Raw genomic sequence first — 14,157 nt, 5'->3', positions numbered from 1 at the left:
TTATTCCTTCACCATCACAACGCGAGAGACGAGGTCTCGATTGTTGATGAACTGTCCTGCTAGAGGACTGTTGGTTCGTGTGGGAGCTGTGATTTCAAGAATGATTTTTTCGCCACGTGACACCGTTGTGACGTCCGCTGGAATGAACCGGACGGTCGCATCGTTAACGTTTCGGGCAACCAAGATCGCATCGGCACGCGAGGTCGCTTCAGCGGTCGCCGCGGAGTTTCGTATCGCTTCACGGCAGCCTTCGTAGGCGGCCACATTAAGCGACTGTTTCAAAAAAATGAAACTAGCCCCTTCGATGGCACCAAAGACCAATAGCACCAAGACGGGCAAGCAGACCGCAAATTCCACCGCTGCGGCACCACGGCGAACCGAGGCGGTTGATCGAGACCTCCGGGGGGAGGCGGAGTTCAGGAACCGGTTCATGATTTGGTTGCTTTACGAGAGATGGCGGCGTTGAAGTTTTCAGCAATTTCGCCCCAGAAGTCGCTATCTCGAAACTGAAGTGGTTCGACATCGCGGCCCTTCGCTGCATCGGCCAATGCGCTGCGAAGGCGCAGGATTGGACCGGCAAAACGATGCGTCAGCTGCATCGTGTCCCAGATAAAACCAGGGATCAAAGCAAGGCTGACGATGTAAAAGGGAAGGAACCGGCGAAGGCTATCGAGAAATGTTTCTCCCCAACCATGCTCTGGATGTTCGAACATTCGAATCCAGATCATCAAAGCAAGGGTATTGGCAATGAAAAAGATGCACCAATGAAACGCAAGTTTGCGAAGCAAGCTGCCTTGGACTTCGGAATCGACCAAAGACTGTCGGCGCCGTTTGTTATGGGACTTAGCCATCAGATACTCTCAAGCATGAACGTAAAACGTAACTGCTTGAAAGTACGTCACATATTTACCAGTGGAGGCCCACTTGGTTAACGAACAAGAACTCCCTTAGGGGGGGCCTGTCGATTATGCCGCTTATAGCGAATCGTCGGGATCGTTATCGACCGTGACCATTTCTTCGATATAGCCGTCCTCGGGATTAAATCGCCCACAGTAAAAATCGGCAACAAGATTCTTACCCAAGGCTGTACGGCTGATCCGACCGCGGAGGCTGCGGTACAGCATCCATTGGTCGTTCCCCACCTGGACTCGCATCGCCTGGGCTTCGTGAGGCGCGACGATCCGAAGGGATTCGGCAACGGTCAGCTGGCGCCAAGTTCTTGGCTTCGTAAAGCGTTTTCGTTCGAAATCAAACCAGATAGCGGCATAAAGATTTTGAATCCCTCGCATCTGCAATTCCAAATTGCCGTCCGCATTCACATCGAACGTCCCATTCTGTGGACCGACGCGCCACTCAGGCAATCCCAGAGGCATGGCGATCGCACGCAGTTTGGAATCCTTCATCAAGATCTCCCACGTATCTTCTTCCGGTTCCATTTGGATTTCTGACGCGATCTTCCAGCGGCTTGTGTATTCAAGTTGAGCCGGCTTGTCCTGTGAACTGCCTTCGGATGTCAGCACGGCATCGGCTAAGTAAAGGCAACGGTCGTCACGTACGACCATCAACTGGCGTTGCAACGTCACACCGCCGGACCAAGCCTGTTCCAGTTCCAGGTAATGGACATCGTCGTCCGTGTAATGACAGATCTCGACCCATGGTCCTTGAGCGGTCACCGGAGCGCCATCTCGCTTGATTTCGACTTCCCATTCGCCGTCAATAAGCATCGGGTGGCCGGCGTGCACCTGCAGGCGAAATGCTTCATCGCGATAAGAGACGTGCAGGCGACCGCGGCGCACGTCCCATTCGGGAAGCATTGCCGCAAGCCGAGCCTCTTCGCTGTTAAGCGTCGGTTCCGGCAAACTGACCTGCCAAGCCAAGCGACCGCGAGATTTAGTCTGCCCCAAGGAAGCCTGCACGGCAGGAAGCAGAGCGGACTCATCCAGTTTCTTGGCGGCGGTCTCAAGCAATCCCCCCGCCTGCACATCGCAGGCAATGGAATCCTTTGAAGCGAAGGAGAAAGCGGCCGTTCCATCGGGATGGGTCAAGGCAGCTACCCAGGTGGCCAGTTCCCAAAGCGTATTCAGCGGTTCTTTTTTTAGTTTCCGCCGGGCAACTTTCTCCATCAAACCGATAACCCTTAGTCCCGAAGCGAGCACCAACCGCGTGGCGATTCCAGCATCTTCCAAGGCGGCATCTAAGGATTGTTCATCGCAGTCAAACCATCCGAGGATCGATTCTTTCGCTGGTTCAACAAGCGACTTGCAGGCGGGGACAAATGGCAGCCTCCAGGCGAGGACAAGCCCTAGCTCTCCCCCCAGAACAAGCTGGGCAATCGATTCCTGTGGAGCCTGGGAATGGGCTGCTTGCTGGACGGATACCAATCGTGACAGAACTTTCCACCAAAGCGATTCCTCCAGATGGTCCGTCAGGTAAGGGAGTGCATAGGCCCAGCCGAGGACCTCTAAATAGTTGCCGCGTACCAGTCCAATGTGCAGAAGTTCATCACAGAGCGCCTCGGCAGCGGCAGGGATATCGGCCTGTTCGATCGCGGAGACATCCCCGGCAGCAGCAAGCTGGCACAGGGCTTCGGTTAGCGTTGGCAGGGGATGCCCGGTTGCCGCCGCATATCCCCATTCAAGATGGATTTGATCGGGATTCACATTCGCCCAAGAGTACTCGGGCCACAAATGATCCAGCCGCTGTGTCTCACGGGCAAGTTGCTTCTCGACTTTTTTCCGCAGGTCCTGCCAAGTCAAAGCAAGTTCCAACGCGAGTTCCGACGGCGCAACCGTTTCCTGCTCGGTGGGAGAAACGGATTTTTTATCGGTTCGCGTCGCCATGCCGGACTACTCGTTTAAAAAGACTGAAAAAGGATCGGGAGGAAAAGAAACCGCGTTAGAAAGGTCGCATTCTGGCTTGGCAACTCAATCAACCTGCTAAAATACTAACCACTTACGAAGGGATTACCCAGACGCTCTCTTTTTCGCGGATTGTCGTGGGGCCTTTTTTGTTTTTGTTCCCAAGCATTTACCGTCGCCGCCATGATTCAATGTTTTCGCACCTGGACCGCCTTACCGATTCCCTTCGGGATGATTCTTGTCGGGATCCTTTCAGGCTTGGCTCAGGCCCAGGAGGCCGGGGATACGCCAGCGACTCCCGCCCCACTGCCCGTATCCCCCGCCGCAGGTGGTCCGCCCGTTGACGCGAAGGATGCGAGCGAAGAGGGCGCCGAACTCTCCTTTGAACGCGTCGATCCAGAAGAACTGGTTGCGAAAGCCTTTGAAGCCCCCGAGGGAGCGGTTCAGTTAAGCAAAAAGGGACGGCTATGGGTCGACAAAAAGGGGGGCCAAGTCCTTGTCGATGGGTACGTCGCGATGACACGTGGGATGCTGGAAATGTTCGCTTGTCCCGCCGGGACCAAGGAGCACGAATCGGTCGTTGCCGTGCTGGCTCGCAGTCGTGATGTTCATACCGCATTGCTAGCCGTTGGGGCTCAAAGTGGGACGCCGGTTAGATACGTGCCAAAGTTTGTGCCCCCAACGGGCCAGGCGATTCAAATTTGGGTGATGTGGTTCGACAAAGAAGGAAAACTGCACAAGAAAGACGCTCGCGAATGGATTTTTAAAACAGGCACCAAGAAAACGATGCAGGAGAATTGGGTCTTCGCTGGCAGCCAATTCTGGAAAGACCCGGCAACGGGAGAATCACACTACGAAGCAGATTCGGGAGACATGATCTGTGTTTCGAATTTCGGTTCCGCGATGCTAGACGTTCCCGTCCTAAGCAGCAAAGAGAATGCCTCGTTGCAGTACAGCGCCGCCGAAGGGAATGTCCCTCCGGAAATGACACCGGTCCGCTTGGTCTTGATCCCAATTCCTCTTCCGTCGGATAAGCCGCAGCCCCTGCCAGAAGGCAAGGCGGATGCGTCGGTCCCGCCAGCGGACAAATGGCTGAAGAAAGCGGTTCCCGCTCAGTAGCGTCTAGGGAAGCGGACACCCTGCGGTTTGCTCTAGTTGAGCGAACGTCTTTGCGAGCGAGGCGTCGAATTCAGCCAGTTGAGTCTCAAACACTAGAAGCTCTCGATAGACTTCGATCACCGATGAAAAATCGGTTCGGCTCCCCTGGTAATCCGCGATCACCAACTGAAGAGTCTCCTCGGTTCGAGGAATGATTCGCTGGCGATATAGTTGCCGCTGATCCTCAATCCGATGAACCTGAGACAGGAGGCTCCTCAAGCGGCCTTCCAGGGAATCTCTCTTGGCTTCCAGCCGTTGGCTTGTCGAAGCTCTGCGGTGGTTCGCTTCGCGGATTCCCGCTTGAATCTTGCTTCGCCAGATCGGCAAAGTCGTGCCGACACTGAAATTAATGTTGTCATGCCCGTCGGCGACGGGACTGAGAACATTGTAGTCGTCACTGATCAAGGACCAATTCACTCCAAACTGCAGGTCCGGGTACTTCTGCAAGCAAGCCAGACGTTCGGCCTGTCGGTCGCGTTCGACTTCCCAGGCAAGCCCCTTTAATTCGGGGTTACAGTTTTCTGCTGCAAGAATCCATTCATCTAAGTGACCCGACAGATCCTCCAAATGCAGCTCTGCAGTGACGGGCGGGATTTCCGAAGCAGGGCTCTGGATGAACGTGGCAAGGTCCGCCTGTGCGGTTTCCAATTGTTGACGCAAACGAAGCTGCTGGTCTTCCAATCGGTCGGCTTCGATGCGGGCTCGCAGCGCGTCCTGTTGCCGGCCTCCGGTTCGATAACTGGCATCGGCGATCTCCCTTAGATCTTCGACCAGTCCTTGGGTTTCTTCGAGGACTTGAATGGCTTGAACGGCATACCACACTTCGTAATAAGCTTGCTTGGTGCCGGCGACGATCGCCCTTTCCATTCTTTCGTATTCGGCTTCAGCGATATGTGCTTGGCGGGCGGCGATCGCCGCTTTGGTTTCCCGTTTTTTGTGCCAAGGAACGCCTTGGGTGAGTGACATCTGGTTACCAACTCGCCCTCCTGCCGTCTGCAATGCCTGGTCTTGGATGGGCCAGAAAGTGTTGTTGAACTGCGGATCAGGCAGCGCGCGAGCTTGGGGGATTCGTGCCCTTTCTGCGGAGATCCGATGCCTAGCCGCAATCAGTTCTGGATGAGCGGCAATCGCTCGCTGAACAAACTCCTCGACTCCGATCGCCGGCTGCGAAGCCTCTGCCGATTCGACAGAAGCGACATTTCCTGGAACCAGAGCTTCCTCCAGTCGCGTTGCTTCTTCGACGACTGACGATCGTTGCAGATCAATCGCGACCGCTGAATCAAGGTCTTCCGGGTCGCTGTAGAGAACGGTCTGGATCGGGCTATTTGCGGCCGAGGAAGCGGGTTTCGCCGCCAGCATGACCTCTTCGGGTACCTGCGAGGGAGCCGTCACCTGCCGTGGACTGTTGGACTGTGCACACCCGAATAATAAACAGGTGGCCGCAGCACAGGTTGCAAGGAGCAGTTGGTTCCGTCGTGCGGACCAAATACGCTTCGAGCTCATAAGGGCGTCCTTGCCGAAATAGCCGGTTCAAGCCAGCCAGCAGAGGGCGCTAAAATCCATCCTTGGATTTATTGCATGGGTCCGCGATTTAAAATCGCGGACCCACGTGGCTTATAGAAGGGTTATCGGTCCAGAGGACGCGATGACTATTTTGACCCTGCGATCGCTCGCAAGGTCGCCCCTACCGCTACAAGCGAATCAATCGCGATCGCTTACTTGAGCTGAGACAATGCCAACAAGGCGTAGGCGGTGACAAGATTTGCATCGCTTTCCATCCAGCGTGCGTTCTGCTCATTGACCCACGAACCGTCTTCTCGCTGGGCTGCCTTGAGAGTCTCGGTTAGGTCTTGACGCCAATTGTGCGTTTTCCCGTCGCTGGTTTTCAGGGTTTCCATGTCGGCCAAAGCAAGCGATTTTGCGAACGTGTGGTAGTAGTAATAAAGGCCTGCAGCCCCCATTCCGGGGTTGGATTCCAGCGAGTAGTTATCGCTGATGAATCGCAGTGCGGCCGCAACGCGAGGATCGTCTTTATCAAGCCCAGCATAGATCATGCTCTTTAGACCGGCGTAAGTCATCGAACCGTAGCTGCGTAGACCTCCGTTCGCCGTCTGATTGGCTTGGCTCTGCCCACCGGCTGCCGGGGTGTAGTAGAACCCGCCATCATTAATTTTGGCAGCAAACGGGGTGTCGTTTTTATCGGATTCCAGGTTTTGCGTGCGGCTGACGAACACAAGCGCTTTCTGGATCGCCGGGTCGTTCTCGTCCGCCCCCAGTTCACGCAGGGCTTCGATCATAAAACTGGTATTGGACAAATCGGGGCGATTGTGGCTGCCATAGCCCGCACCGCCGTAAGCGGTATCCGATGTTTCAATACCTTCTCCTTCGTCCCACTGCAGGCCGCGCAGGAATCGGTCGGCTTGTTTCAGGACGTCATCATATTGCCCCTTATTGTTGGCCAATTTAAAAGTCTGAACGGCAACACAGGTTTCGTAATTCCGGTGTTTGGACCCCGCGGCATAGATCCCCCCATCCTTCCGGACGTTTTGCTTTAGAAATTCCAAGCCTTTGACTACGGCAGGATCGGAAATCGCGTGTGGGCGGTTCTCCAAAATGGCTGACACGCACAAAGCGGTGACGGCCGCACCGGTCGACCCGCTAAAAGAACCATCCGGATTTTGCCCTTTGGTTTTTAGATACTCCATTCCAGCGAGGACCGCTTCTTGTCGAGCGTTTTCCGACGACGCCGCACCCGCTTCGGTCACGGTTTGAGCCGAGGCTGCCGGGCCAAATCCTGCAATCGCCAACAATCCAGTGGCAGCGAACAGGATCGGAAAGAGGTTCGATCGACGAGCGAGTCGAGAAGCAGGCATGGCTAAAGATTCCTATCGAAAAAGAGACGCAACAAGCGGGAAAACGGCCCGCTTTCTACCGAGAAACAAGGCTCGGAAACATTGAACGGTTACCTTTCTATTGTAGAGCGTTCCTTCGCCAATCAATGGCGAATCCTTCACCATCGTCGGTGGATCTTTCGCCGCGCCAGCATTATTCCTCGTCACAACCGCGGCACCCCGTCAGTGTGGGGGCATAAACCCCCAAAAACCTTACCCCAATATAGGTTCCAACGTGCAAACAACCCAAAACCGAAGCACGAAAACGGTCCGGGAATGCTGTTTCCAAAATGAAGGCAATTTTGCTACTCTCCGTGAAGTAGCTGTGCACGACGTCAAATAGTGCTGATTGTATGGTCATTAGGATGAGAGACGAGAAAACCTGGGAAGGAATCGTCTCAATCGCTCGTTTGGAACGCTACGCTTGGGCGATAGCAGACCATGGAGCGAACACACGGTCTTATTTTTCGTGTGACACCGTCGGGGAAACCAAACGCATGGTGAATCTCGGCAAACAAACGACCAAGGAAGGACGTTCAAATGGATCGAAATCGCAGAAATCTATTGCTTACACTTGGTTCGGTTGCCGCTGGAGCGACGACCCTCGCTGCGCAGCCACCGTCCACGAACACTCACGAACCCATTTTCCGGGTTTCGCGGGCGAATAGCGTGCCACGCGAAGCGGTGAATCCGCTCGATCGTGCCTTGGAGATGGCGCGTGAAGGATTGGTCAATATCCGAGAAAACGTGACCGATTACACAACCGTGATCGTCAAACGCGAGCGTCTAAATGGGACGCTTACCGATCCCGATTTCATGTTTGCGAAAATTCGAAATCGGAAAGTCAAATCAGGCCAATTGCACACGCCATTCGGCGTTTATTTGATGTTCTTAAAACCCACGTCGGTTAAAGGACGCGAAGTCGTTTATGTCGAAGGCCAGAACGACGGACGATTGATCGCCCACGAAGGCGGAATGCGTGGCCGTTTCTTGCCAACCGTTCCCCTCGACCCAAATGGGGCTCTGGCAATGCGTGGGCAGCGGTATCCGCTAACGGAGATCGGGATCGAGAACCTGATTGTCAAGTTGATTGAGCGCGGAGAAACGGCTCGCCAGCATCCAGAAATCACCTGCGAATTCCGGAAAAATGCGAAGCTGAAAGATCGTGTCTGCACCGTCATCCAACTAAACCAGCCACGCCGAGTCAGTGAGCTGGAATTCAGTCGAGCTCAGATCTTTATCGATGATGAACTCAATTTGCCGATCCGCTATGTCGCCTACGATTGGCCGACCGAACCAGGTGGGACCGGAGCGATTATCGAAGAGTACAACTACTTGGATGTGAAGATTAATCCAGGGCTTTCCGACAGCGAATTCGATCGCGAAAACCCGGCTTACAACTTCTAAAGCCCGTCAAACAGGCAGGCTGGATCCTGCCCCGTTATTTGGCGAGGGACCAGTAGGACCAAATCAAAACGCAAGCGAGTGACCGCTTTTCCGTCACTCGCTTGCGTTTTTTCATGCGCCACACCTCCCGCATGACTGCGGACCACCCCATGCGTCTTTTCAGGCGTACGTTCTGTGTGGAATGGTTTCAACAGATTTCACTGCCACTTGCTAGCACTCTCGGGTGTTAACTTGTAACGCTCGCAGAAGACTTGGCGGCTAAGGGGAGTCTGTCTGTTTTTCCGCATAATCGGTCCGCTCTGAATGTGCGAGGCCAGAGAGCGGCACAATCGGTCAATCCGTCGCAACTGGAACGCCGATCAGCTTGTTATCCGAAGGACTACTGCATTCGGAAAACTCGCACCAGGAAAGCGACTATCGTGCCTCAACGTTCATTCTTAACCATCGCCGCTACTCTGATGAGCGGAATCATGCTGCTCGGATTGAGTGGCTGCGTGAGCTGGGAATTTACAGGGCGGCGAGCAGCCTGGCGTGTCGAGACTCGAGCGATGGCCGATACCGCTTTCCAGAATCAGTTTGGGGCGAACGCTAAACAGACCGGCTGCACCGAGGATTATCGCGCTGGTTGGTTGGATGGCTACACCGACGTGCTGCGTGGCGGATCGGGGCAACCACCCGTCGTTCCTGACAGTCGCTACTGGGGCCCCGGAGTGCGACACGCCGAGAACACGCACCGTGTTGGCGAGTGGCACCAAGGTTTTATCGATGGAGCCGAAGCCGCCCTCGTTTGTGGGCAACAAGGCTATGCAACCGTGCCGGGCAGCATGCCGGCTCAGCCGCATCCCGCGCCGCAAGCGATTTATACCGCCAGTTGCCACGCAGATTTGGCACCGGATGGGATGGTCAACAATTCGCCATCCCCCTTGCCCCCGCTGCCGACTCCGCTACCTCCGACTTTGGAATCGCTGGACATCGCGCCTCCTATCGAAGGGTACGCTGAGCCGGTTCCCACGGAGATCTTGCCAACTCCGTCCGCAGAGAATTCGATTCCTTACTCCAACGAAATAGCACCTCCTGGATCACCAATCCCCTTTAGCCCCGCACCGCCAAGCGAACAATTTCCGGGTGACATTTTGGAATCGGACTTGGACCTAGTACCTGAAAGCGATCCTTTACTCGATCAGGAATCTGGTTCAGACGATGACGATTTGCTACTTGGAAGTCGCGTTCCGATGAATGCTGCATTCGGACGACTGCAGGCTGCGAAACAAACGATGCAAATGGCTTCACCGACGAATCACGTCGCGAATTATCAACACTCGGCTCCACCGATGGCGGTTCAAACCCCACCCATTCGACAGGCCGCACAGCAGCCGAATCGGCTTCCACCTGTGACCAGTCCTTGGACCCTTCGATAAGAACCATGCATCATCGCCGCAACACGACTGCTCAACGCTCGCCGTTTGCACTTTGCACGCTGCTGTTGATCGCTTTGTCAGCCTTTGGCGGCTGCGCAATCCGTGGCGCTGTTCCGGCAAGCCAATTGCCGGACATGCTGCGAGTTCCCCGGCGTGAAGCCAAGATCCCATTGGATCTTTCGCTGTTGTCACAGCCCATGCCCGCAGAGCACGTGGTTCAAGCTGGCGACGTTCTGGGCATCCATATCGAAGACATTCTCGGTGACCGAGGCCTGATGCCGACCGTCGCATTCTTGCCGGGAAACAACGGCGAATCCAATTTGCTTCGCGAGCCGGCTGTTGGACAACCCATTCAGGTTCAACATAGCGGAACCATCCGCTTGCCGATGGCCGATCCCATTTATGTTTCCGGTTTGACACTGCCGCAGGTTTACGATCGCATTCGGCAGGTCTACGTTCAGCAGCGTAAACTTTTAAAGGCGGGCAAAGAGAACATTCAAGTGAACCTGATTCGGCCTCGGAGTCAGCGGGTCATGGTGATCCGGGAAGACAGCAGTTCGCTGGCTCCGACAGTCACCCGAGATGACACGCGAATCGTTTCGCGCCGTGGGTCGGCCGATGTTATCGAATTGCCCGCCTATGAGAATGATGTACTGCATGCCCTCGTCAGATCGGGAGGCCTTCCCGGCCTGGACGGGCTGGATGAAGTCTGGGTGCTGCGGTCGAAACAAACCAATGACACGCAGCGAATGCAAGCGGTCACGATGCTGCGAGAAGGGGAAAGCTATGACGCGGTCAGTCAATGCATCGGTGGTTCGGCAGGCATCCACCGCATCCCACTGCGGCTAAGGCCCGACGCCCCTCTGCCGTTTGGCCCCGAAGATATTTTGTTGTACGACAACGATGTTCTGTTTGTCCCCGCACGCGACAAAGAATATTTTTTGACCGGTGGGCTGTTAGGTGGAGCGAAGATCCCCTTGCCTCGAGACCACGACGTGGACGTATTGGAAGCGATCGCAATCGCAAATGGACATATTGATGGACCGGTCGCCGCGACGACCAGTTTCGTCAATGGACCTGGCAACGTGTTCCCACCCAGTCGGGTTCTATTGGTGCGGCGCTGGGGGCGTGAACAACAGATGAAAATCGAAGTCGACATTCACGAAGCGATGAATAACCCTCGCGAGCGAATCATCATTCAGCCCGGGGACTTGGTTATCCTAAAATACACCCCGACCGAAATCGTTTTGAACGCGGCTCTCAATACGGTGAATCTGAATTATTCGCTAAATGACAATTAAACAGAGGTCGCAAACGCGGCGGAGCTCGTAAGGGAATCAACGTTCGCACGGCTCTTTAAAACGCCTGCAAAGTTACCCTTCTGATTGTCAAACGATCTTTTAGCGGGGACTTTTTTGCTGACGGTAGAAACGGTCATACATCATGACCCCGATTAGTGTTTTCGCATCCTCAATTTGGTTCGCCTGCAGCAATTCGGCGATCGTCTCCCAATCAAGAATTTCGTTTTCGATTTGCTCCCCTAATTCTCGCTTCGGTGGACCTTGTGTCAGGTCACGGGCGATGAACAGGTGCATCTGTTCATTACAGTTTCCAGGGGCGGCATAAAAAGGCTGCACCGCTTTTATCGAGCCCGCGACATACCCGGTTTCTTCCTGGAGCTCGCGAACGGCCGTTTCAAGTGGATCTTCGTTCGGTTCCATGGTGCCAGCAGGCAGTTCCAAAAGGGTTTTGCCAAGCGAGTAGCGATAATTTCGAATCATCACAATTCGGCCATCGGGTAGTTCCGGAACGATGACAACCGCTCCGTTTTGCCGGATGATCGGTTTGATCACCTGCTCCCCACTCGGCAGAGTCACTGGGACTTCGTGTACCGTAAATCGCGCACACGAATAAACGGTTTCTGAATCCGGAGACGGAGTTGACATCAAATTTCCATGAAGAATGCGGAGGCCGAGCAAAAAAAGAGCGATTCAGATGAAACGGCAACGGAGAAAGTTGACGTCGGCCCTGTAAAAAGTTGCGAAACCTTCTCATTCCAGCGGGTTTCAATAGTAACAACAACTTGGACCGTATCCGAAGCTAGACGAGCATCCTAAACTAAAGGTTGGCCCATTCACCACCGATTGGCTTCGACGACTTACACACGGTAGCGATTTTGGCAGTCAGCCCCTCCACTGCAATGCGATATCAAAAGTCCGACCCGGACGTGCGATTGATGCTGCGCGTGAAAGAAGACGACGCCGGTGCGTTTGAGGAACTTGTGCAACGATATCAGGGACGGTTGCTCCGTTTGCTTGAGCATATGGGTCCCAAAAGAGAATTAGCAGATGACATGACTCAGGAGGTTTTTTTGCGAGTGTTTCGCGCCCGCAAGAGCTACCAACCCGGAGCCAAATTTTCGACATGGTTGTTTACGATCGCAGGAAATGTAGCTCGCAATGCAGCCCGATCTTCGGGAAGACGACAAGAGATCAGCGAGATAGACACCTCAAGAACCACATCCGGTAGCCAAGCGGCGGTCCTGTCCTCGCTGGCAGTCGATTCAAGCGGTTTAATGCCCACCCGCGTGATCGAGGGAGAGGAGCGAGCTGAAATTGTGCGAGCCGCAATCCACTTGCTGGGAGATCGACAACGCGAAGCACTGCTGCTCTCAAAATTTGAAGGACTTAGTTACGCAGAAATCTCTGAAGTGATGGAGCTTAGTACGAAGGCGGTCAAATCGCTGCTCAGTCGAGCTCGCGTTAATCTGAAAGACATCCTCGCCCCCTACATCGATTCAGGTTCTCAACCAAGCCAGCCGAATCCTTAACTTCCCCCTAAGTCGCGTTTCATTCGCATTCCAAATCCAGCCGCAGGACGAACCCTGAGCATGTCCAGTCAACCCTCGCCACACGATATCGATGTCGATCCAGTGGATGAGCAACTTGTTGCTTATCTGGACGGCGAGCTATCGACTGCGGAGCGACAGGATTTGGAACGCAAGCTACTAAGTGATGCCTCGCTCCGTGCTCGGATGCGGGAATTACAGAGTGGCTGGCAGATGCTTGAAGACCTTCCCCAGGCAACGGTCAAAGACAACTTTACGCAGTCGACTCTGGAAATGGTTGCGGCTGACATCCAGTCCGAGACGAAAGCCGTACGACCGCTGCCCCGGTGGGGACGCTTGATCGCGATCCTGCTGGCGACCGTTGCGGCAGGCGCGGTGGGTGCAGTACTGGTTTTAATTACACACGAAGTCGAACGGCAGCGACAATTTGCTGACCTGCCAATCGCCGAACATTTGGATGCTTACCTAGTTACCGATGACCTGGAATGGTTGCAGGAAATTAGCCAGGATCCGACTTGGCTGGACACGATCGAATCAGCCGAAAAGGTAGGTGCCTTCGGTCCGAAAGGGTTGCCAACATCGACTCCCGAACTGCAAGACCTTTCGCCATCGGAACTGGCTGAGCAACTGCCTCTGCTTCACCCTACGGTACGCCGCCGGATCGACACCGGGTGGCAGCGGTTCCAGAACTTATCGCCTGACAAGCAAGCAGAAGTCCGGCAACGTGCACAAGAGATCGCTGCGACCGAAAACCCTGAGGAACTGCTTCGCACGATCGAAGCTTACGCCCACCTAAAACGGAACTGGTCGGATGAAACAGCTGCGACGATCCAGTCAGGAAATCCCGACGACCGTGAACTCGCGTTTCGTAAATCGCTTGCTAAATCACGCAGACTATGGCTTCGGCAATTAAGCGAAAGCGATTCCGATGCGATCTTTGACGCACTGCATCTGATCGCTTCCGGATGGCTGGAAAACTTGGAAAACAGTGACCAACTATGGAAAGAATACGCACGCGATTACATCAACCGAACCTCCGGACCCGACCAAGACGACCGTTTTCCCGATGAAGAAACGGCTTTGCTTCACTGGCTGTTTGTTATCGGTCGAGGACGGTTTGCCCCGTTCAGTATCGCTGAAGAAGATGCGATCAAAGCGGTCCTCAGCGATCCGGTCCGTGAAGCTCTGGTTCGTGAGACGCTGGACAAACTCCCTTCATCAGGCGACATGGAAGAGGATTTGGTGCGAGGTTGGTTGGTCGAAGCGGTCCAGCGAAAGACTCGCACAAATTATGCTCAAACCCTTGCCGGCTTAGAGCCCCGGGTCCAACTGGAAATCGAACTTTCGCCTCCGGAGAGGATTTTCCCATTGCTTGAGAGCAAAAGCCGCGAAGGCCGAATGCGTGATTCCTTTTTCCGCCCCTCGGGACCTCCTTCATCCAATTCCAAGTTTCCTCCAAAATCTCCGCCTAGACCCCTACCGCGCAACTGACTTTGTTGCAACGAACCGTCCGATTTCATAGCTTGGTGTCCAGACCATTTTCATTCTTCAGGTCACCATTCGGTAAAGGCGACACG

General features: G+C 54.6%; 13 protein-coding genes. 6 read left to right on the top strand and 7 right to left on the bottom strand.

The genetic code is table 11. The annotated features are described in order from the left end of the window. From FF011L_RS03495 to FF011L_RS03485, 3 genes are all read right to left on the bottom strand, one after another. Positions 1-432: a TadE/TadG family type IV pilus assembly protein gene (locus FF011L_RS03495; RefSeq protein ID WP_145350172.1), complete on the bottom strand. Its 432-nt coding sequence runs from the start codon at positions 430-432 to the stop codon at positions 1-3. Further along, positions 429-851, bottom strand: a complete 423-nt coding sequence (locus tag FF011L_RS03490; protein ID WP_145350171.1) for a hypothetical protein — start codon at positions 849-851, stop codon at positions 429-431. The genes FF011L_RS03495 and FF011L_RS03490 overlap by 4 nt, the downstream gene beginning before the upstream one ends. 123 nt (positions 852-974) lie before the next feature. Further along, a complete protein-coding gene (locus tag FF011L_RS03485; RefSeq protein WP_145350170.1) occupies positions 975-2,840 on the bottom strand; it encodes a hypothetical protein in 1,866 nt (621 codons plus the stop codon). A gap of 201 nt (positions 2,841-3,041) precedes the next feature. Here FF011L_RS03485 and FF011L_RS03480 point away from each other — a divergent pair, with 201 nt between their 5' ends. Further along, on the top strand, positions 3,042-3,977 hold the full coding sequence (locus FF011L_RS03480; protein WP_145350169.1) for a YdjY domain-containing protein: 936 nt from the start codon (positions 3,042-3,044) through the stop codon (positions 3,975-3,977). 3 nt (positions 3,978-3,980) lie between these two features. Here FF011L_RS03480 and FF011L_RS03475 read toward each other — a convergent pair whose 3' ends face one another. Together FF011L_RS03475 and FF011L_RS03470 are read right to left on the bottom strand one after the other, a co-directional pair. Further along, complete coding sequence (locus FF011L_RS03475) at positions 3,981-5,519, bottom strand: TolC family protein (protein ID WP_145350168.1); 1,539 nt, start codon at positions 5,517-5,519, stop codon at positions 3,981-3,983. 212 nt (positions 5,520-5,731) lie between these two features. Beyond that, positions 5,732-6,889 carry a prenyltransferase/squalene oxidase repeat-containing protein gene (locus FF011L_RS03470; protein WP_145350167.1) on the bottom strand — a complete coding sequence of 386 codons (1,158 nt, stop codon included), beginning with the start codon at positions 6,887-6,889 and terminating at the stop codon, positions 5,732-5,734. A gap of 558 nt (positions 6,890-7,447) precedes the next feature. On the opposite strand from FF011L_RS03470, the gene FF011L_RS03465 reads away from it, so the two are divergent. After that, entirely contained in the window at positions 7,448-8,314 is an 867-nt protein-coding gene (locus tag FF011L_RS03465; RefSeq protein WP_145350166.1) for a DUF1571 domain-containing protein, read from the top strand. On the opposite strand, the gene FF011L_RS03460 is transcribed toward FF011L_RS03465, so the two are convergent. Continuing rightward, positions 8,311-8,505, bottom strand: a complete 195-nt coding sequence (locus FF011L_RS03460) for a hypothetical protein (RefSeq protein WP_145350165.1) — start codon at positions 8,503-8,505, stop codon at positions 8,311-8,313. The two genes, FF011L_RS03465 and FF011L_RS03460, sit on opposite strands and share 4 nt — an antisense overlap. Positions 8,506-8,733: 228 nt before the next feature. Here FF011L_RS03460 and FF011L_RS03455 point away from each other — a divergent pair, with 228 nt between their 5' ends. Continuing rightward, entirely contained in the window at positions 8,734-9,732 is a 999-nt protein-coding gene (locus FF011L_RS03455; RefSeq protein ID WP_145350164.1) for a hypothetical protein, read from the top strand. A gap of 5 nt (positions 9,733-9,737) precedes the next feature. Continuing rightward, complete coding sequence (locus FF011L_RS03450; protein WP_145350163.1) at positions 9,738-11,033, top strand: polysaccharide biosynthesis/export family protein; 1,296 nt, start codon at positions 9,738-9,740, stop codon at positions 11,031-11,033. A gap of 99 nt (positions 11,034-11,132) precedes the next feature. Here the strand turns inward: FF011L_RS03450 and FF011L_RS03445 are convergent, their stop codons facing one another. Then, positions 11,133-11,678 (bottom strand): NUDIX hydrolase, encoded by a 546-nt coding sequence (locus tag FF011L_RS03445; protein WP_145350162.1) that lies wholly within the window; start codon positions 11,676-11,678, stop codon positions 11,133-11,135. A 254-nt stretch (positions 11,679-11,932) separates the two neighbouring features. Here FF011L_RS03445 and FF011L_RS03440 point away from each other — a divergent pair, with 254 nt between their 5' ends. Next, the gene (locus tag FF011L_RS03440) at positions 11,933-12,562 is read left to right on the top strand and encodes an RNA polymerase sigma factor (RefSeq protein ID WP_145350161.1); all 630 of its coding nucleotides are present in this window, start codon (positions 11,933-11,935) and stop codon (positions 12,560-12,562) included. Positions 12,563-12,622: 60 nt separating this feature from the next. Then, positions 12,623-14,071, top strand: a complete 1,449-nt coding sequence (locus FF011L_RS03435; protein WP_145350160.1) for an anti-sigma factor family protein — start codon at positions 12,623-12,625, stop codon at positions 14,069-14,071. Positions 14,072-14,157 lie beyond the last annotated feature (86 nt).

Source organism: Roseimaritima multifibrata (assembly GCF_007741495.1).
Lineage (GTDB): Bacteria > Planctomycetota > Planctomycetia > Pirellulales > Pirellulaceae > Roseimaritima > Roseimaritima multifibrata.
This window is presented reverse-complemented; position numbering and strand designations above follow the sequence as displayed.